Origin of the sequence: Pseudomonas sp. GM79 (assembly GCF_000282495.1) — a bacterium.
Classification (GTDB): domain Bacteria; phylum Pseudomonadota; class Gammaproteobacteria; order Pseudomonadales; family Pseudomonadaceae; genus Aquipseudomonas.
The window spans coordinates 115,958-134,128 of the sequence record NZ_AKJE01000108.1; the positions used below are offsets into that span (position 1 = coordinate 115,958).

At 54.1% G+C, this 18,171-nt stretch carries 17 protein-coding genes and 2 pseudogenes; 10 read left to right on the forward strand and 9 right to left on the reverse strand.

Annotated features, from left to right (window positions below):
- Window positions 1-8 precede the first annotated feature (8 nt).
- Together PMI36_RS03880 and PMI36_RS03875 are read left to right on the forward strand one after the other, a co-directional pair.
- Window positions 9-1,031 (forward strand): proline racemase family protein, encoded by a 1,023-nt coding sequence (locus PMI36_RS03880; protein ID WP_008075385.1) that lies wholly within the window; start codon window positions 9-11, stop codon window positions 1,029-1,031.
- A gap of 71 nt (window positions 1,032-1,102) precedes the next feature.
- Entirely contained in the window at window positions 1,103-1,813 is a 711-nt protein-coding gene (locus PMI36_RS03875) for a GntR family transcriptional regulator (RefSeq protein ID WP_008075386.1), read from the forward strand.
- Window positions 1,814-2,318: 505 nt separating this feature from the next.
- Here the strand turns inward: PMI36_RS03875 and PMI36_RS0129910 are convergent.
- Window positions 2,319-3,110: pseudogene (locus PMI36_RS0129910) on the reverse strand (tyrosine-type recombinase/integrase); the annotation flags it as partial.
- Window positions 3,111-3,351: 241 nt separating this feature from the next.
- The gene (locus PMI36_RS03870; RefSeq protein ID WP_157214982.1) at window positions 3,352-3,678 is read right to left on the reverse strand and encodes a hypothetical protein; all 327 of its coding nucleotides are present in this window, start codon (window positions 3,676-3,678) and stop codon (window positions 3,352-3,354) included.
- 367 nt (window positions 3,679-4,045) lie between these two features.
- On the opposite strand from PMI36_RS03870, the pseudogene PMI36_RS32275 reads away from it, so the two are divergent.
- The 3 genes and pseudogenes from PMI36_RS32275 to PMI36_RS03860 all read left to right on the forward strand — a co-directional run.
- Window positions 4,046-4,577, forward strand: a pseudogene (locus tag PMI36_RS32275) (RHS repeat-associated core domain-containing protein); the annotation flags it as partial.
- Window positions 4,578-5,000: 423 nt separating this feature from the next.
- Window positions 5,001-5,369: a hypothetical protein gene (locus tag PMI36_RS03865; RefSeq protein WP_008075391.1), complete on the forward strand. Its 369-nt coding sequence runs from the start codon at window positions 5,001-5,003 to the stop codon at window positions 5,367-5,369.
- A gap of 87 nt (window positions 5,370-5,456) precedes the next feature.
- Complete coding sequence (locus PMI36_RS03860) at window positions 5,457-5,720, forward strand: PAAR domain-containing protein (RefSeq protein WP_008075392.1); 264 nt, start codon at window positions 5,457-5,459, stop codon at window positions 5,718-5,720.
- A gap of 556 nt (window positions 5,721-6,276) precedes the next feature.
- Here PMI36_RS03860 and PMI36_RS31035 read toward each other — a convergent pair.
- A complete protein-coding gene (locus PMI36_RS31035) occupies window positions 6,277-6,924 on the reverse strand; it encodes an HNH endonuclease (RefSeq protein ID WP_238543599.1) in 648 nt (215 codons plus the stop codon).
- Here PMI36_RS31035 and PMI36_RS03855 point away from each other — a divergent pair.
- From PMI36_RS03855 to PMI36_RS31575, 5 genes are all read left to right on the forward strand, one after another.
- Window positions 6,912-9,077 carry a toprim domain-containing protein gene (locus tag PMI36_RS03855; protein WP_008075394.1) on the forward strand — a complete coding sequence of 722 codons (2,166 nt, stop codon included), beginning with the start codon at window positions 6,912-6,914 and terminating at the stop codon, window positions 9,075-9,077. The genes PMI36_RS31035 and PMI36_RS03855 overlap by 13 nt on opposite strands.
- Window positions 9,077-9,367 (forward strand): hypothetical protein, encoded by a 291-nt coding sequence (locus PMI36_RS03850; RefSeq protein ID WP_008075396.1) that lies wholly within the window; start codon window positions 9,077-9,079, stop codon window positions 9,365-9,367. Before PMI36_RS03855 ends, PMI36_RS03850 begins: the two co-directional genes overlap by 1 nt.
- 256 nt (window positions 9,368-9,623) lie before the next feature.
- On the forward strand, window positions 9,624-9,977 hold the full coding sequence (locus PMI36_RS03845; protein WP_008075398.1) for an HNH endonuclease: 354 nt from the start codon (window positions 9,624-9,626) through the stop codon (window positions 9,975-9,977).
- Between the two features lie 913 nt (window positions 9,978-10,890).
- Window positions 10,891-13,038 carry an ATP-dependent helicase gene (locus tag PMI36_RS03840; RefSeq protein ID WP_008075400.1) on the forward strand — a complete coding sequence of 716 codons (2,148 nt, stop codon included), beginning with the start codon at window positions 10,891-10,893 and terminating at the stop codon, window positions 13,036-13,038.
- A gap of 182 nt (window positions 13,039-13,220) precedes the next feature.
- On the forward strand, window positions 13,221-13,949 hold the full coding sequence (locus PMI36_RS31575) for a hypothetical protein (RefSeq protein ID WP_008075401.1): 729 nt from the start codon (window positions 13,221-13,223) through the stop codon (window positions 13,947-13,949).
- Window positions 13,950-14,224: 275 nt separating this feature from the next.
- Here the strand turns inward: PMI36_RS31575 and PMI36_RS03835 are convergent, their stop codons facing one another.
- The 6 genes from PMI36_RS03835 to modC form a co-directional block, all read right to left on the reverse strand.
- Window positions 14,225-14,650: a hypothetical protein gene (locus tag PMI36_RS03835; protein ID WP_008075403.1), complete on the reverse strand. Its 426-nt coding sequence runs from the start codon at window positions 14,648-14,650 to the stop codon at window positions 14,225-14,227.
- A gap of 47 nt (window positions 14,651-14,697) precedes the next feature.
- Complete coding sequence (locus PMI36_RS03830) at window positions 14,698-14,982, reverse strand: hypothetical protein (protein WP_008075405.1); 285 nt, start codon at window positions 14,980-14,982, stop codon at window positions 14,698-14,700.
- 307 nt (window positions 14,983-15,289) lie between these two features.
- Window positions 15,290-15,520 (reverse strand): hypothetical protein, encoded by a 231-nt coding sequence (locus PMI36_RS03825; protein WP_007900017.1) that lies wholly within the window; start codon window positions 15,518-15,520, stop codon window positions 15,290-15,292.
- A gap of 131 nt (window positions 15,521-15,651) precedes the next feature.
- Window positions 15,652-15,909, reverse strand: coding sequence for a hypothetical protein (locus PMI36_RS03820; RefSeq protein WP_008075407.1), 258 nt, complete (start codon window positions 15,907-15,909; stop codon window positions 15,652-15,654).
- Window positions 15,910-15,978: 69 nt separating this feature from the next.
- Window positions 15,979-17,016 (reverse strand): DNA topoisomerase IB, encoded by a 1,038-nt coding sequence (locus tag PMI36_RS03815; protein ID WP_008075408.1) that lies wholly within the window; start codon window positions 17,014-17,016, stop codon window positions 15,979-15,981.
- A gap of 75 nt (window positions 17,017-17,091) precedes the next feature.
- Window positions 17,092-18,171, reverse strand: coding sequence for a molybdenum ABC transporter ATP-binding protein (gene modC / locus PMI36_RS03810; RefSeq protein ID WP_008075409.1), 1,080 nt, complete (start codon window positions 18,169-18,171; stop codon window positions 17,092-17,094).

The following is an 18,171-nucleotide window of genomic DNA, read 5'->3' on the forward strand; positions in this document are numbered from 1 at the left end:
AGTCCGTTATGCGCTGGAAAAGAACGCTGCAAATGGCCGATGTGCATTGTGAAGGCGAGATCGGCAAGGTCATCACCGGCGGTGTCATTGATATCCCCGGCAAGACCATGCTCGACAAGATGAACTACATCAACGACGTCGACGACAGCCTCCGACGGTTAGTGATTCTGGAACCGCGCGGTTGCCTGCAAATGTCGGTGAACCTGCTGTTGCCACCGACCCGGCCCGAGGCCCAGGCCGGTTTCATCGTGCTGCAGGCGGACAAGGCTCACCCCATGTCGGGCAGCAACTGCATCTGTGTGGTGACGGCCTTGCTGGAACTCGGCATGTTGCCAATGGAAGAGCCGGTCACCACGGTGGTGCTGGACACGCCGGCGGGGCTAGTGACGGCGCGCGCGCAGTGCGCGGACGGGCGCTGCGTGAGTGTGTCGCTGGACATGGTGCCCTCGTTTGTCGAACAGCTGGACGCCCCGATCCAGACGGCCGAGTTCGGTTTGATCAAGGCTGACATCGCATTCGGCGGTGTGTATTACGCACTGGTGGATGTCGATCAAGTCGGCTTGACCATCGCCCCGGAGAACGCTCGCGAGCTGGCGACGCAGGGTGTGCGCCTGAAAGGCTTGATCAATCAACACGTGACGGTCAGTCATCCGCTGTTCAAAGAGCTGAATGAAGTGGCCTACGTGATGTTCCGCAACCGGCTCGACGAGCGCACTTACCAGACCTGCACCACGCTGCCCCCGGGACGGGTTGACCGCTCGCCCTGCGGCACCGGCAGCTCGGCCAATCTGGCGACCTTGAGCGCACGAGGCCTGGTTGAAGTGGGGGACACGCTGACCTCGCGTTCCACCATCGGTGGTGAGTTTCAGGTCGAGTTGCTGGGGCTGACGGAAGTTGGCGGCAAACCGGCGGTTCTGCCGAGGATCACGGGTCGGGCCTGGCTCTACGGATTGCAGCAGATCGGCGTTGATCCGGACGATCCGCTGGCCGAAGGCTTCATGTTGAGTGATACCTGGGGTGAAGGTTTCTAACAATCCCGAGGCAAGTGTTAAAGTTGCAGGCTGGTCAGATGACTGGCCTGCACTGCTGAGAAAATGACCCTATGAGCAAAGAAACGACTGAAACGGCCAGTGGTGCCAAACGCCATGGCGGTCGCTATATCTACGAAGAATTGCGCAAGCAGATCCTGACCCTGAAGCTCAAGCCGGGCGTCCCGCTTGACGAGGTGTCGTTGGCTGCCCAATTCGGTCTTTCCCGCTCTCCAGTGCGTGATGCGCTTGCCCGTTTGATCAGCGAAGGGCTGGTGACCATTCTGCCGAACCGCACGCTGCTGGTGACGCCTTTCGAAATTGAAGAGTTCCCCAACTACATTTCCGCCCTGGACCTGATTCAACGCGCAGTCACGAGGCTGGCGGCGTTGCATCGCACCGATGACGATCTGCTGCGGATACGCGCGGCCGATGCTGCCTATCTGGACGCGGTCAGCACCGGGGACTTCCAGGCCATGTCCGAAACCAACAAAGCCTTTCACATGGCGATCGCCGAAGCGGGGAAAAACACCTACTTCGTCAGTTACTACGAAAAGCTGTTGGGTGAAGGCCAGCGTCTGCTGCATCTGCACTTTGACTACATCATCAGCGCGGCCAGCACCTCGACTCGACTGGGCCGGGACCACGATGAAATCGTCAATGCCATCGCCGAGCGTAAACCCGACGAAGCCGAGCATGCGGCGCACGAACATACGATGCTGTTTCAGCGACGTTTTCTCGCCTATATGCAGCAAAACCTTACCGAGAAGATGTCGGTTGTTTGAGATTCGGAAATAGATGACCGTGGATTGATGGAAGCTTTCGACCCGAGTCTATGTAAAAACTCTTTCGAGCGGTACGTCTTGGGATTACGTTCTTCCTTTTATTGACATGCCCGCCGAACAAGTCCAGAAACAAGTCCCTTCCTGCTTCAGGAATAAAAGAAACCCCTTATATTTCAATGGGTCGGACGCCAGATGCGAATCTTGCTTCCCGCTCCAAATATTGCTCCATGGAGTTTGACTGAATTCCACGAGGAACGAAAAAAACACCCGGGATATTTTCGTCTACGCGGTGCCCCACTGCGTTCCAGTCGTACCATTGGAAGCCCAGTGAGGGTACACATAGAGGTACAGAAATTTTCGAACTTAAAAATTTCCTTTATTTTCAGCAACAAAGAAGAAGGTTCGATTCCGGCTTCGGCACCATCTAAAATCAAGGGTTTGCGGGCGAAAGCTAATGCAAACCCTTGTTTGTTTCTGGTCCGTTATTTTGGAGATGGTCCGCAATTCACTTGGTTGGCGAAACTTTTTTGCTTTTGCTTTTGCTTTTGCTTTTGCTTTTGCTTTTGCTCTTGCTCTTGCGGTTACGTATGTACTGCTCCGTCATAACAACGGTGGTATGCCCAAGTTGATCCTTGGTCTGCATGATGTCACCACTGGATTCAGCCTTGTCCGTACCGGTCTTTGCGCGCAAATCGCGCATTTTAAACTCCGGCTTCGACACTCCAGCGGCCTCCCTGGTCATATCAAACCTCCTGCGCAACATCGCCACCGTCATTGGCGTGCCATCCTCAGACACGATCAGTCGCGTCGAGCGGACCTTATGTCCTGACTTTCGGGACATGATGCGATCAATCAAAACCTTTAGCTCGCCTGCCACCTCAATTCGCCGCTTGGCCTTTGTTTTCTCTTGGAGTACCCAAATCTGCCCATCTCTAACGTCCTGTTCGTCCATAAGTCGCGTGTCAGTCACTCGCTCGCCGGTTAAATAGGCCAAGTCCATGGCGTCACGCAGGCCGGCATCGGCCTTGTCGTGAACACGCTTGAATAATTCGTCCTCGACGTATGTGTCCCGGCCTGTCTCTTTATTGCCCTTGATGCCGGCGCATGGGTTGGCCAGAGACGTGTAACCGTCGTCCTTGGCGTAGTTCCAAATTGCGCTTAGTAGCGCCATTTCTCGATTTGCTCGGCCCGGCGCTGACTTGCGCCAGCTGAGATACTGACGCACGTGCAACGGCTCGATCGTTTCCAGTGACGCTGGCGGGTCATCGAAAAAAGCGATCAGTTTCTTCAGTTCGCGCTTGAGGCTGGAGTTCGCGGAAATCTGGGAAGAAGCTGAGCAGGCCCTTCGCGATGAAGTGCATCAACAGGCTCAGGGCTTGGGATAGGTTTATGGGGGGCTCAGGAACTGTCCCCATTTTTCAATATAAGCTGCATGAAATCGATGTGAACATCTCTTTCAACGTCGCTAAGCGGGATATAAACATGGCTTCGACTTCAACCCTTGGCCGACTTCCAGCACACGCCGCGTAAATCAGGAATCAGAGCGGACACCAAGGGTCTCCACCGTTGGCACTTTCAACCAGTTTTTCAAAGTTTCGTTTGAAAACCCAATTGGCGGCGACAGCAGTCATTGTCGTTTTGCAGGCTGGATTTTTTCCGGAGACGACAATATTTAGATAGTACTGATCACCGTAAATGGTCGGTCCGAACAAAACCATGTCGGTTTTTTCTGCCGTTTTGTTTAGCTCCAATTTAGTCGATTCGACGATATATGCACCATTCGGCAGGGCGATATTCTTTGCGTGAAAGCAATGATTCAGATAATTCTGGACTCGTTCTTCTACTTGTCCACGGTCTTGCGCCAAGCAATATTCCGGGCTCGCGGTTCCTGTGCTCAGCAAATCACTCTTGGTATGGGGGTAAAGCGAACAGCCGCTCAAGAGCAGACAAAATACTCCGGTGACCCTCTTGTACATCATTGAAGCTCCAATTAAACGGGTGGGATGGCAAGACATGTGGCCACTACAGTTGTCGGCCACTTGGGGCTGCACTTGAGCATGGTGCTAGGGACCGAATACTTGCTGATCAAACGTTCATAGTATGCAGAATCGGCATAATGGCGCGCCGCTGGGATGGGTATCAGCTGCCGATTTTGTCTTTCCGGTTACGGGATTTTCCGCTCCGCAATCAATTCAAGGTATGCGAAAACATTGGGCTGTATGGCATCCGTGCGACAACCTGGCCTGGGAAAGTAGTCCGGCCCAGGTCGATGGCGGTGCTGGTCGCACCGTGCATTACATCTTTGAGCCCGGTACCTTTATCCCGGTGGCCCAGGCCCTTAGGCATAAGCCGATCCACTTGTTGAGCCAGCCCGATTACAGCGGCGACTATACCACTGTGGGGCCATGTGCAGAATGCGCAACCGTTTGACGCACTGGCCTGGTATCAGTGCGATCACCTCGGTACGCCACAGGAACTGACGGATCAGATGGGTAACATCGCCTGGAGTGCGCATTACAAGGCCTGGGGTGAAGTGCAGGAGCAACGTTCGGCATTGGCGCAGCAGCAAGGGCTGACGAATCCAATCCGATTCCAGGGTCAGTATCATGACCACGAGACGGGGCTGCATTACAACCGCCACCGTTACTATGATCCGAGCGTTGGCCGTTTCATTAGCAAGGATCCGATTGGTTATACAGGGGGGCTGAACTTATATGCCTATGCACCTAACCCGACGGGATGGGTCGACAGCCTTGGCCTCAGTCCGACATGCCCATGCGAGTGTAAAAAGGTACTAGAGGCGGAGGGTGTCGTCACCGGTCGCCACGGCGATCTACGGAAAATAGGTGGGCTTCAAGACTCGCATCACATCTATCAAGACGCTTCAATGAATGGCATATCGGGGTATAACTACAATGACGCTCCTGCTATAAGCCTTCAGGGGCGAAACCCAGATGGGACCACTCGTGGAACGCCACACTACAAGGCCAATCGCGCCCAAGATAAGGCATCAACTGCCGGTTTGCTCGGTAGTGAAACAGTCGTAGCCTTCAACTCCCTACGTGCTGCAGGGCTTAGCCCGAAAGCGGCAAAATGCGCCACGCTTCAGGCACGAGGCTATTTCACGGGAATCGAAGCCAACGCCGGTACCAGCACTGCCACACCATCCAAAAGACGGAGTCGATAAATGAGCACGCCCACAAATCAGCAAGCATATGCCAAGCTCAAAGAGCTAGTCGAAGCCATTGATGTTCGAGACTCTCAGGCACTCCAGCAAGAATTCGGGATATCCAACGCAGTAGCTGATGAGATTTACGAGTCTATCGATGAGTACTTCGACAAAGGCACAAAATTGTCCATCGCCCCCGAAGAAACAGCCTTTGATTCGCGCGGGCAGCAACGTCCTTTTATTGATGCCTATGAAACGAACGACAAAGCACTCGGATTAGAATGTGTCCTTTTTGCTAATGGTGCACCAGGCGAGGCCATCCTTCATATTGAAGTTTCCGAAAGCGACGGCCAACTTTCGGTTTATTACAAATACGTTGGCTCCTGATATCCAGATGAAAGTGTGAGATCAATGAGGGGTTATTTATTTTCCGCAGTAGATTCATGACAGAAGCAGGATGAAGGTAGTCAAACCATGAAAGACATCATCCGACTGGGCGACTCCACCAGCCATGGTGGAGTGGTACTTGAGGCGTTTCCCCAAACCGATCTCAACGGCAAGCCCATTGCCGGTGTCGGCCATAAAGTCAGTTGCCCCCTGTGCAAGGGCGTTTTCCCCATTGCCGAGGGCAGCAGCACTTATTCGGTCGATGGAACCCCCGTGGCACTGGACGGTATGAAAACCACCTGTGGTGCCAGCCTGATCGCCAGTGGTCCGAAGGGGGCTGTGATTAGCTAGTCGAATGGCAACTTACCCAACAGCGGACGTTCGACTAAGGCTGCTTCCGGTCGATTCTGTTGAAAAAGTCGGTTTGCCAAGCGCTCGAATATTGATGGGTGAAAACACCTCTTTTGCACTCTGCTACGTGAAATCCGAGCCCTGAACCTTCTGCCCAAAACACAGATTTCAATCTCAGACGCGTACTTTTCTGCCGTGGAAAACGAAGCCGACTTTTTCAACAGAATCGGCCGGAAGCAGCCGTTCACGAACTTCTACTTTCGACCCATAGCTACCTGTGACTAGCGGCAGAAACTGGCCCAGAGGGTGTAAAAACGCAGACCCCGTTTGGAAGTCTGCGTTGCTACGTAAAATCTGCCAGCGCTTGGGGCTAGTCAGCAGACCTGAAATTTGCGTAAGAGCGCGATTTTCGTTCTGGTTCCGATCGTCAAACCTGCTCTAAAAACGTTTTTACACAACCTCGGCTGAATGCAGTCATCCAATTCGTAATGCCTGCGGCTCAATTGTGCTTACCGGAAGCCCAGTCAGCTTCAAATCTGATGCGGTTTCGGCTCGTTTAGCCTGGAAAATCTGCACTCTTAATACCTGCCCCAAGCTCCGGGACAGGCCACACTTCCTCGTTCAATCGCACCTTCCACACTGGTTCCAGTGCAAATCCAAGGCCTCTGGGCTTGCTCGGTGAGAATCTTGTCCGAAGCAGGGAACCATCCAAATTTCCGTAATCGGTACCTTCCAGTTTTGGTGAAACCCGTACGACCATCGTCTCGGATTCGATGGCGATCAGCCTTAGATCGAACAAGGTATGGATGTCCGCCCGTAACAGCAGCCCATTGGATACAACGTTGGTGTGGTCGCCCTTATAGGGGTGGATGTGCGCGGCCTCGAGCACTATGGGCGGGTTGCAGCCTGTAATGGCACAGGCGTCGCCATAGGCGTCCATTAGAGCTTTGCGGAAAGCGGGTTGCCCTCTGCGACGGATGATGTCCGCGGTTACGCGCTTTCTGGCATCTGCTAGGTCTGTGGGGTCAAAGGTGGCTGCTTGCTCGGCAGCATCCTCGGCGACTGCTAGTGATTCTTCGACAGGATTCGAAACTCGTCGAATAGAAACGCCAAATCGGCTTCCAGATGATGCGTCGGGATGAATTTCCCAAATCCCATGCTGAGCCGGATCGTAAATCTCAAAGATTTCAAATGCAGCCAGCAACAATTCCCCCGAAAGCTCTCATCCGTCAGCCAGCGCTCTGTCTATGGAAAGAAAAGCAGCCGGCGCCATATCCTGAAAGTCCTGATGTCCTACCGGCCAGCCGTCGCATCTCGGCTTGTTATGACTACACCGACGAAGACGGCAACGATCTGTTTCAAGTTGTCCGCTACGAACCAAAGGACTTTCGCCAGCGCCGCCCGGACGGAAAAGGCGGCTGGATGTGGTCAGTGAAGGGGGTGCGTCAGGTTCCCTACCGTCTGCCGCAATTGCTGGACACGCCGTGGGATACGCCAGTGTTTGTCGTGGAGGGCGAGAAGGACGTATTGCGCCTGGAGTCACTGGGGTTGGTCGCAACCTGCAACGCCGGCGGCGCTGGCAAGTGGCCTAATGCGCTCAACAAACATTTCGCGCGCCGCCACGTAGTGATTCTGGCGGATAACGACGAGCCGGGACGTCAACACGCCGACAAGGTTTGTCGGGCACTGAGTCAGGCCGAGGCAGAAGTTCGCGTACTGAGCCTTCCAGGGCTGCTGCCGAAGGGCGACGTATCCGACTGGCTGGACGCGGGCGGCACCGTCGAGCAACTGCTGCAAATGGTGAACGCTCCCGGCAAACAGCAGTTCGAAGACGATCAGCAGCCAGCCGAGGAACACTTCGAACCCGGTGATGATGCTGACGAAAAGCAGAGCCAGGCGTCTCTACTGGTCAAGTTCGTGGAGCAACGCTTTGAGTTGTTCCACGATGAGAACAAGGACGTCTTCGCCCGGGATCGCGCTACGGGCGAGGTGCGTAATCTAGACACGCGCCAGTTCCGAGATGCACTGGTCGCCGGTTTTTATTCCGACAGCGGAAAAGCGCCCCGAGAACAATCGGTCCGCGAGGCGCTGAGCACTCTGGCCGGCCTCGGTCGATTCCATGGAGACCGCGAGGAGGTAAACCGGCGCACTGCTGGTGCCGCTGGAGATTATTTTCTCGACCTGGCTGTATCAGGCAGTAGCCGAGCGGTTCGCATACGGCCAGGTAAGTGGGAGATCGTCGAGTCACCTGAGGCGATGTTTGTTCGGCCTGAATCCATGCAGCCGATTCCGGCTCCAGTTCCAGGTGGATCGATCGAGCAACTTTGGCATGTGGCGAACATCCCGCGCGGCTCCCGTCTGCTGGCCCTGGCGTGGCTGATCGAATGCCTGCGTCCTGATACACCTTATCCAGTGCTGGATCTGCTGGGCGAGCAGGGCAGCGCCAAGAGCACGACACAAACAGCGCTACGCCAGCTTATTGATCCGAATTCCTGCAGATTACGCAGCGCACCGAAGTCGGCGGAGGATCCATTCATTTCTGCTCGTGTGTGTGCGGTAGTGAGCCTGGAGAACATCTCGCACTTACCCGCAGCAACTCAGGATGCCATGTGTGTATTGGCAACCGGAGGCGGCTTTGCCAAGCGCAAGCTGTACTCGGATGCCGAGGAAAGTGTTATCAGCGTGAAGCGCCCCGTCGTGCTGAATGGCATATCTGCGTCAGTCACGGCGCAAGATCTGGTGGACAGAACGATCACTATCGAGACGCCGGTTATCAGCGAACGGCTGGAAGTGACAGACTTTTGGCGGGAGTACGAAGCCGAGCGTCCGCGGCTGGTTGAGTTCGCTCGCCTCGGTATGGCTGTCGCCGCCGCAGCAGGACATGCGCCCGAGGATTTCCTGCGAGAGTTCAACGCCAGTCGGCAGGAAAGTCTGGCTCGCACCATTGACGCTAGCCCGGTAGCTGCCGCCGTAGTGGAGCTGGTCGAGGCGCGCCCGCAAGGAGTGACCGCATCAGTAAAAGAGATTCTGCTTATCCTGGAGCAGTACCGTCCAACCGGCTGCGATTCGTGGCCGCGTTCCGCGAAGGGGCTAGGGGACGCCCTGCGACGTGCCGCTCCCGCTCTTCGGCAGATAGGCATCGAGTGCAAGCCCCTGGGTAAGTCTGGGGGGACGGTGAAGTGGGACATCGGGAGAAAGTTATCGAAGCAATGTCCTGCAAGTCCTGATGTCCTGCCAGACGATATCCCCGAGCAGGACATTGGGACTTGCAGGACTTCGAGTCGGCAACTATCCCCCGACACCACCAGTACTTCGCCGGACATAGTCTTCGATGAATCCGACGCGGAGGCCTTCTGATGGGAGTTATCGACTATCTCCATGATCGTGGGTTCAGTGCCCAGGTGGTGGGCAACCGCTTAAGCGTCTCACCATCTAGCAGGCTGACACAGGAGGAGCGCCGCTATATCAAGTTGCACCGTTTGGAGCTGATGGTCGAAGTTGTGGCCAACGATGGTGAAGCCCGCCGCAGTCACTGGATAGTGCATGTGACTGGGTACAGCCCCTTCACAATGATCGGCGAGCCGATGACTCATGCCGAAGCCTTGGTTGAAGCCCGAGCGCGATGGCCTAACGCGAAGGTAGAGTGACGTTTAGCCCGGATAACTACCGGGCTTTATACTTTTACACTGTTGATTGGTGATGATTTCGCCTGCATGGGGTGTCCGGGAATACTTGACGAGTTCAGGTTGCCTCCAGACTACTTGATCACTGCTTTAGTTTTGGCATAGATTTGCTCTTGTCGTTCCCTTAAGGGGGCGATGTTGGGCCGGTTCGAGTGACTCGACTGGTACCGTTTCTCGCCTTTAGGCGCAGCGGACTTCCTTTTTCATTCAGGAGGCCGCCATGGCCGATAAATCTGTTATCAAACATCGTTACGCTGCGTTCGATCGCCAAGGTGGCCGCTGCTATTACTGCGGCTTCCAGATGTGGCGCGACACTCCTGAGGCCTTCGCCCGCCTCTATGGCCTTTCCCTTCGGCAGGCTAGGCACTTCCAGTGCACAGCCGAGCATCTAGTCGCCAGGCAGGATGGCGGAAGAGATACCCAGTCCAATATTGCTGCCGCCTGCCAGCGGTGCAATCAGGGCCGTCATAAGCGCAAGGAAGCGCCTGAGCCGCAGGAGTACAAGGCTCTAGTGGAGAAGCGGCTGAGCAAAGGTGGCTGGCACCCACTCCCAGCAGGTGCCCATTTGTTCTGATCACCAAGGTGGCCTTGGCTGCTCTGGAACGCGTCTATCGGGAGCCGATCACTGCAGGCCGGAGCCGACCCAGGCTGTGTGAAAACGCATGCACCGTTTTGAAGTCTGCGTTGCTACGTAAAATCTGGCAGCGTTCGGCTGGTCAGCCAGACCTAAAGTTTGCGTAGGAATGCGATTTTCGTTGCGGTTCTCGAGTGTCAAACTCGCTCTAGAACGTTTTCACACAGCCTGGACCCATTGCGGCCACTCGCAGAGGTTGGTGGACAAGAAGCATTGTTCATATAGGACTCTCAAGTTCGTGTTGGGTGGAAAACCGCAGAGCATTTTCCGCCAATGGTCATCCAGGCTACCTCGCTCTAGGAGCACCTTAGCCGCGACGCTCCACCCCTGCAAAGCCAACCCTCGATTACTGGCCAATAGACACAAGCCGACCTATGCTCCAGCAGAATGTGATCTACCGCACGCTTGCGCGCCGCATATCGGGATGAGGATCTATCCTCTAACGACGGCTCGCCAAGGATAGGTAAAAAATTGCTATGAGCCGCCAGGATTGGGAACACAGCAACAGAAACGACCAACTTATCGCCGGACAAAGCGAGGCCGCTTCCGGCGAAACACTAACCTCTTACCGTACTGTCCAACACTTCGAATCCATCGAACCTGACTATCCGCAGCCCGCCAGCCAGGAGCCGGCAGGTTGTATCAAACTCCAACTTCACAGACGGCCTATATTTCAGACACTTTGTCAGAAACAGGGGGGGGCTAATGATACTAATTATTTCTCCAGTGATAGAGGGCGGCTCGTTGTCTCCAATAACCTTGCTTTTGAAAAGATTAGAGGTTTTCTCGGATAAGTAAGTTGGAGTTTTTAAATTTGCATATGCATCAAATTACTCTGATGGAGAGTGCATAAATGGCTGACAACGAGAAGAATGCATCGGTGACTGAGATCAGTGATATTAATATTTTCGGAGCAACCAATCTGGATATGACTCAGCGCGAATTCTGCTTAGAGCCTGCAAAAGCGGTACGGTTGCTGGCGCCGGCAGGAAGCGGGAAAACATACTCCATTCTGTGGCGCTGTTTGGTGGCTGCGCGGCGAGCGGCTGCTAGGGGGGAGTCGGCACGTTTCTTAATATTTACATTTACGCGCGTCGCACGTGACGAACTGTGCGATCGTATTAAGAACGATTCCTCTTTTTCTGAGCTTGATGGGTGTGTTGAAGTAAATACCCTGAACGCATGGAGCTATCGCCGGCTCAAGCTCAGAATTCATAGCCCACGGCTCTTGACTTCCAGTAATGATCGCTCTTTTTTGGTAAGCAATGACTTGCAACCCATCTGGCAACAGCACCCGGCGTTGCGAGAAGTGTTGACAGACAGCAAGCTTAAAATTCGTGCTACAAAAAGCCTGATGGACAAGATCGATTTTCTCAAAGGGCTTGGATTCCGCCATGACAAACATACAGATATCAAGTCATTCAAGAAACATGTGCGTTGGTTGGATCAGGCCGGACTTTATAATCATGTAACGGCATTCTTAGAGTGGTTGCAGGATCTTGAGATTATTGAGCGCGAGGTCAGTGAAAGTCTGCAAATTTCTCAAACTTTCGAGCGGTTCATGCTGTTCTGGTGCGAGGCAGTTGCACATCTGTATAAAGTCGCAAAAATTTCTCTAGAAGATCAGAAGTACTGGGGGTTGGTGGAGATGGAATGCGCGCTGAAAGAGCGCAAGTATACAACTGGAGCTGCGCGCTGCCATCATATAGTCGTTGATGAGTTTCAGGATGTTAATGCCCTTGATCTGAATTTGTTGAGTGTGATTGCCAAGCTGAATAAGTCTGAGCTGTGCATAGTTGGTGATGACGATCAGGCTATTTATGAGTGGCGGGGCGCCTCGCCGGACTTCATATTGAGCCCAGACGAGTTCGTTGGAAAAGAATATGCGCTGCATGTTCTTGAGATAAACTACCGTTGTCCGAATAATATAGTTGAGTATTCGCAAAGGCTTATCAAGCACAATCAACGTCGTGTGGATAAAAACGTTCGTGCTGCATCGAAGGTCGTTGCCAATATCGATGTGGTACCCGTGCGCTCTGTCGAGGCATCCGTTGAGTATGTTCTGGCCCTTGTCAAGGACCTCCTCCAGAATGACAGCATAGGAAATATTGCTCTGATAAGTCGAAAGAGAAGCCAGATCATCCCTTATCAGATTGTTTTTGCTGGAGCAGACATACCTTTTTTTGCTGCAGAAGACCTGAATGTAATGCTAAGCAGTGCTTTTGAGGAACTTAAGCAACTGTTGGTTTTGAAGGCTCAATTCAAGGCACTGGCTCCATTTTGGCCAGACCCAGTCGAGAGTTTGCTCAAGTTGTGCGATAAGGTTAAACGCTATCCCTTGAAGAAGGAGGACCGTGCCAAGATAAAGGGACATCTTCTATCAAGTCGACCAGGATCCCTAGAGGATGCGCTCAACGTATTTTATTTATATCAGGGTTCGCTAAAAGGGGATAATGCAGGCGGAAAGATGACAGGTGAGTTTTACCATGCAATACATGATTTCCTGCTCGCCGAGTCTGTGGCTTCGACAATTCATGTTCTCAGTGAACAATTTGATGGATTGCAGAAGGATTATGGGAAGTCGCAAGATGATATTTTCTATGCCGACCCGCCTTTTTTGTATCTTAGTGCTTATGCGGAGCGTTATGGCAATGACTATACTTCTTTCTATGAGGATGTAGAAAAGGCGATTTCTACACTTGTCCGCGTGTCTCCTAATGAGGATGACGTTGTTGATGGCCGGAAGCGTAAACTCCATCTGATGACTGCGTTGCGTGCAAAGGGTAAGGAGTTTGATGTGGTGGTTATCCTGGATTGCAATCAAGATATATGGCCAAGTAAATTGGCGGATACAGTCGCACAGTTGGAGGCTGAGCGTCGCGTTTTTTATGTGGCATTTACACGCGGAAAAAAACAGGTGGTTTTGATGGTAAATTATCAAATGTTTCAGGAGCCTGCCTTTCCATCTCCATATATTCGGGAAATGGGGCTGGAAGCTTGATTTAGGTTTTTGTTATAGGGCTGGCTTAGTGCTTTTCGATGGTTTCAACGCTCTAACGTGGAAAGCTAGGTGGGACGTTCTGCGTCCAACCGAGAGCAGACGCGAAGCGTCTACGACTGCATTCACACGCAGGAGCGTGGAACCAATAAAATAGTTACGTAGCCTGCGATTTGGAGAGAGTTATGCCAAATAAAGGAACTAAGGTTTATTGCCCTAATTGCAGGAAATTTACCATTTGCCGTGCCTTATCTCCAACAAAAGCTGGAAAGCCTAAAGCTCAACGATGGTACAAGACAGATCATAGAGATATATCTTGGTTCCGTCGCGCAAGAGCGTGCTCAAGTTGTGAGTCATTATTCCTTACAGCTGAAATAGATGAGAGAATACTTGAGGAGCTCATAGCTTTAAGAACCAATCTAGCAAAAAAAAATTTAGCGATTGTAGGGCATGTGCGTTCGACAAGACCTTGGCTAGTGCGAACGGAGGATGTGCCACGTGAATTAGCAGAAGAGTTCATTCGTCGAACGGCTTGGTGGCATACTCACTCATCTGGCTCACCTGTTAGAGCCCCAAAACATTCTGATCGGATTTATAGAAGCCACCACGGCTGGACGATTGATTTTGGAGCAAATTCATTTTTGGTGGGGAAGGCTATAAGTAGATGCAGCATCGAAATAAACAAATTCATTGATGGCTCCATTAGCGGTAATTTGCAAGAGATAGTCGATTTAAAGAAAAAGCTAATAATGCATATTCGAGGCGCAGTGGCCAATAATAACCAAGATGAATACGCGGGCTACTATTCGTTAACAGGCCCGGACATGATGTTTGGCGCGCAATCGATTGATGTTGAAGATGGTGCTAACTTTATCATCCAAAAATCTGGAATCAATGAGTTAATATGCCCGTAGGATGGGCTGGCCTAAGCACCGATTTTAAGAAATGGGAAACGGCATTTAAGTACAGGTACTGTGGTCAAAAATGGTTGGAGCAATGTAGTATGTTCGACCCCGGCTTCGCACCATATTTATCAAAGGCCTGCATGAGGTTTCTCATGCAGGCCTTTGTCGTTTCTGCCTCTCAATTTTTGACAGGCGCTATCGTTGATACCCGTCACAAGAATTTCAGCTGCGATGCTCGCTATCTCGCTTGTATCGACCCTGAGTACCTTCAGTTCAAAAAGCAGCTACTTCTGCTTCCATTTCCCACCACCGGTTTCGCAATCGATCCTGGCTTGCGGCAGGTTCTCGACGCTGTAGTAATACGTGATGACCTGGGCATTGTCAGGAATGTTCAGCGGTTTGCTGTTCTTGTCTTTGCTGATGGATTGAGGGTTGGCTAGCGCCTCTGGAGTCAAAGTGCCCAGGCAGGTGGCCTGATAACGATCGGCACACTGTGAGACTTTTTTCTTGGTGCTGGTCAGCATTTCCTTGCTCTCATTGCTGCAGGACCAATCAATAGAGTCCACGGGCATCCCTTCGTACTCATAGCAGCTGTGTGTTTCGATCGCGGGAACGGAAGGGCTTTGGGATCGGGTTTTGACGTCGCATCCTTGTGCCATCGCCAGCCCGGGGCACAGGCAGATGATCAGAAGCAGAAGAAGTCTGTTCATCGGTATTTCCTCTCATCCAGCGCCCCATGCGGGGATCGGGAAGTCAGCTACACAAATGGCTGGCCGGTAAAACCACGTGGCAGTCTTTGCAACCCGGGCATTTCGATCAGCCGCTGGGTCCAGGCCGCGCGCCAGTCATTGGCGGCGTGGGTGGCTTTGGCCTTGCGTGCGGCCCGACGTGCAGCGTTGCGTTCGGCTTTGCGCGCTTCTTTGAACGCATCGGTGTTTCGGCAGCTTCGGCATTTCACCCGGGTCAGTATGCTGCTTGAAGTCAGGTTGCTGCCTTTGTGTCCGCAGGCCAGGTGCCCGCCGACTTTGAAGTGAGTGACCATTGGGTATCTCCTTCGTGATGTGTAATCGTTCGACAGACGGGCGAGGGCGTTCGTTCGCTATACAGCAGGCAAAAAAAAGGCCCGCATGCGGGCGGGCCAGGGGGATTTCTTGAAAGGAGTGGATGCACTGTAGGGGATGAGTTGTGAAGGCCGTGTGAAATGGGAAAAGACACAAACAAAAAAATCCCGGCAAATTTGGCCGGGTGGGTGTGTAGCGCATGACAGGCAGGTATAAACCTGGTGACGATTGTCACCGTTCAGGTGCCCTGAAGGGGGCTTTGTGCATGGCTCAAGTACTTGGGTCGACTCATCTGAACCGAGGCAGCGGCGGCTCTACAGGTTTGAGTGCAGACAGCGCGCTGCGAATCTGCGGCGTGTCTTTCTCGATGTCATTCAGACGATCGCGAATCCTGAGGGCTGTCGGATGCCCCCCTTGGTTATCAACCCAGTCGGCGATTTCCTTGCAGGCAGCGGCAAGGCGCGCCTGACGGGAGTCAAGCAGGGTAAGCAGGGTGGTGATGGACTCTTTCTCGGACATGACATACACCTCCGTTCAAAGAAATCGGGTAAAGGGCAACAAAAAGCCCGCGGGGGAGCGAGCTTTCTGCCGATGGGTCGCTGATCCTTCAGCTCCTTTGAGTATAGACCCGGAAATAAAACAGGTCAGCTTCAGGCCAGCCGGGACTTCGGCGAGCTGACCGCGTTAAGCCGCCGACATTCGCGTGCGGCGTCCTCTTCAAGATCGAAGCCGTCACCGATGAAGCCGCGAGTGCGGGTATCGGTAATGCGATACCAGACGGCAGCATCGGGTGGCGGGTGATCGGGTTCTCCGGCCCGGCGACCATGAATGATGATCTTGTTGCAGCGCTTCACAACGAAAATGTCTTCCATGGCGTCACCGAAGCTATTCGTATTCAGATCAAGCATAGAAGCCCTTTGCAATCACGCAAAAAAAGGACAGGTCAGTTCGTCGGTTTAGTTCGCCTCGAAGAGGTCTTAGGGTGTTTCAGCCGTCTCGATAAGCTTCTCCAGAAGCACAGCCAAAGCGACTTCTTCTGCCCTCAACCTTTTACGTCCTCTTGATCGCGGCAGTCTGGATAATGCGCCCTGCATGAAACCATCGACGACCGCCGGATGGATGTAGCACTTGCGGCAAACCGCCGGAGTGTTGCCCAACTGCCGGGCGACGTTCTTGACCATTTCCACCACATGGCGCTTCGCGTCGGCTTCCGATTCCCACTGCAACTCGCGCAGCACCGCCAATGCCAACGCACTGCCGGCCCAAGTGCGGTAGTCCTTTGCGGTGAAATCGGCGCCGGTCAGCGTCTTTAAGTAGGCGTTGACGTCGGAGGAACTGATGGTGTGCCGCTCGCCGTTTTCGTCCAGATACTGAAAGAGGTTTTGCCCGGGGATTTCCAGGCAGCGTTTGATGATTCGCGCCAGGCGCCGGTCTTTGACGGTGATCTGGTGCTCGATGCCGCTCTTGCCGCGAAACTGGAACAGGATTGCGCTGCCGTTGACCTCGACATGACGGTTGCGCAGGGTCGTCAGGCCGTAGGAGCGATTGTCCCGGGCGTATTGCGTGTTGCCGACGCGGATCAGCGTCGCATCGAGCAAGGTAATCACCGTGGCCATGACCTTGTCGCGGCTGAAGCCGGGGGCCGCCAGTAGCGCTTCCAGTTGCTTGCGCAGTTTCGGCAGGGCCAGGCCGAAGTCCCGCAAGCGCGAATATTTGTCGGCATCACGCACTTCTCGCCAGCGCGGGTGATAACGGTATTGCTTGCGACCGCGAGCGTCGCGGCCGGTGGCTTGCAGATGGCCGCGCGGGTCGGGGCAGATCCACACATCGGTGTAGGCGGGCGGCACCGCGAGTGCATTGATGCGTTTGATTTCATCCGGATCGGTAATGCGCTGACCCGCCGGGTCGAAGTAGCAAAACTTGCTGCGCAGGAGTTTGCGGGTGATGCCAGGCTGGCTGTCATCGACGTAATGCAGGTCGGGCGGCAGAACATCGGGCAACGCGGTATCTGGCATGGCGGGCAATCCTGGGTGACGAATCATGGGGCGTTAAGCCATTGACCTCGCGTCATCGTCGGGGTGCCGACGGATTCAGGCCAGCACCGCCACCGCTTTGATTTGCGCCCAGAGTTGCTGTCCGGGGTGCACGCCCAGTTGATCCCGGGAATAGCGGGTGATTCGCGCCAGTAGCGGTGTGCCGGCCGCGTTCAGGCGGATCAGTACGTGAGCGGCGTTATCGGCACCGATTTCACTGATCACCGTGACCGGCAGGCGATTGAGAATACTGCTTTGCTCGACGCCTTGCAGGCTCAGGCTGACATCCCGCGCCTGGACCTTGCAGCGCAGCGCCTGGCCCTCGGCCATCGGCGAATGGGCGACCCGAATGCTCAGCTCCGTGTTGGGCAGTTGCAAGGTCAACAACTGGTAGTCGGCGTCATAAGCGCTGACATGCCCTTCGATCACCACACCGGCATCGTCGCCAAGCGCCAGCGGCAGATCGAGCCGGGCCAGGGTTTCGCCGATGGCGCCGCTGGCCAAAGCCTTGCCGTTGCTGAGCAGAACGAGGTGGTCGGCGAGCCGCGCGACTTCATCCTGGGAGTGGCTGACGTACAGCACGGGGATGTCTAGCTCATCGTGCAGCCGTTGCAGATATGGCAGGATTTCGTTCTTACGCTGGGTATCGAGCGCCGCCAGCGGCTCATCCATCAGCAATAGTTTCGGGCTGGTGAGCAGGGCACGAGCGATGCCGATCCGCTGGCGCTCACCGCCAGAAAGGTTCTGCGGATCACGGGCCAGCAAATGGCCAATCCCCAGCAACTCAGTGGCATGGGCCATGTCGACCCGGCGCTGTTGGCGGGGAATACGTCTGAGGCCGAACTCCAGATTGGCCCGCACCGATAAATGCGGGAACAGGCTGGCTTCCTGGAAAACGTAACCCAGGGCGCGTTTATGCGGCGGGACAAAAATACCCTTGTCGCTGTCTTCCCAGACTTCATCGTTGACCTGAATAAAACCCTGCCCGGCCTGTTCCAGACCGGCGATGCAGCGCAGGCACGTGGTTTTTCCCGAGCCGGAATGGCCGTAAAGCGCGGTCACTCCGCGGCCAGGCAGTTGCAGGTCCACATCCAGGGAGAATCCCGAATAATTCAGTTTCAAGCGCGCATGAATCAT

What these genes read in the sequence shown, in the direction of transcription:
- PMI36_RS03850 (WP_008075396.1), top strand. Translation starts at nt 9,077, where the DNA reads ATGGGAGTTATCGACTATCTCCATGATCGTGGGTTCAGTGCCCAGGTG.
- PMI36_RS03855 (WP_008075394.1), top strand. Translation starts at nt 6,912, where the DNA reads ATGCAGCCAGCAACAATTCCCCCGAAAGCTCTCATCCGTCAGCCAGCG.
- PMI36_RS03820 (WP_008075407.1), bottom strand. Translation starts at nt 15,909, where the DNA reads ATGCTTGATCTGAATACGAATAGCTTCGGTGACGCCATGGAAGACATT.
- PMI36_RS03815 (WP_008075408.1), bottom strand. Translation starts at nt 17,016, where the DNA reads ATGCCAGATACCGCGTTGCCCGATGTTCTGCCGCCCGACCTGCATTAC.
- PMI36_RS03865 (WP_008075391.1), top strand. Translation starts at nt 5,001, where the DNA reads ATGAGCACGCCCACAAATCAGCAAGCATATGCCAAGCTCAAAGAGCTA.
- PMI36_RS03880 (WP_008075385.1), top strand. Translation starts at nt 9, where the DNA reads ATGCGCTGGAAAAGAACGCTGCAAATGGCCGATGTGCATTGTGAAGGC.
- PMI36_RS03830 (WP_008075405.1), bottom strand. Translation starts at nt 14,982, where the DNA reads ATGGTCACTCACTTCAAAGTCGGCGGGCACCTGGCCTGCGGACACAAA.
- PMI36_RS03860 (WP_008075392.1), top strand. Translation starts at nt 5,457, where the DNA reads ATGAAAGACATCATCCGACTGGGCGACTCCACCAGCCATGGTGGAGTG.
- PMI36_RS03875 (WP_008075386.1), top strand. Translation starts at nt 1,103, where the DNA reads ATGAGCAAAGAAACGACTGAAACGGCCAGTGGTGCCAAACGCCATGGC.
- modC (WP_008075409.1), bottom strand. Translation starts at nt 18,171, where the DNA reads ATGATTCATGCGCGCTTGAAACTGAATTATTCGGGATTCTCCCTGGAT.
- PMI36_RS31575 (WP_008075401.1), top strand. Translation starts at nt 13,221, where the DNA reads ATGCCAAATAAAGGAACTAAGGTTTATTGCCCTAATTGCAGGAAATTT.
- PMI36_RS03840 (WP_008075400.1), top strand. Translation starts at nt 10,891, where the DNA reads ATGGCTGACAACGAGAAGAATGCATCGGTGACTGAGATCAGTGATATT.
- PMI36_RS03845 (WP_008075398.1), top strand. Translation starts at nt 9,624, where the DNA reads ATGGCCGATAAATCTGTTATCAAACATCGTTACGCTGCGTTCGATCGC.
- PMI36_RS03835 (WP_008075403.1), bottom strand. Translation starts at nt 14,650, where the DNA reads ATGAACAGACTTCTTCTGCTTCTGATCATCTGCCTGTGCCCCGGGCTG.
- PMI36_RS03825 (WP_007900017.1), bottom strand. Translation starts at nt 15,520, where the DNA reads ATGTCCGAGAAAGAGTCCATCACCACCCTGCTTACCCTGCTTGACTCC.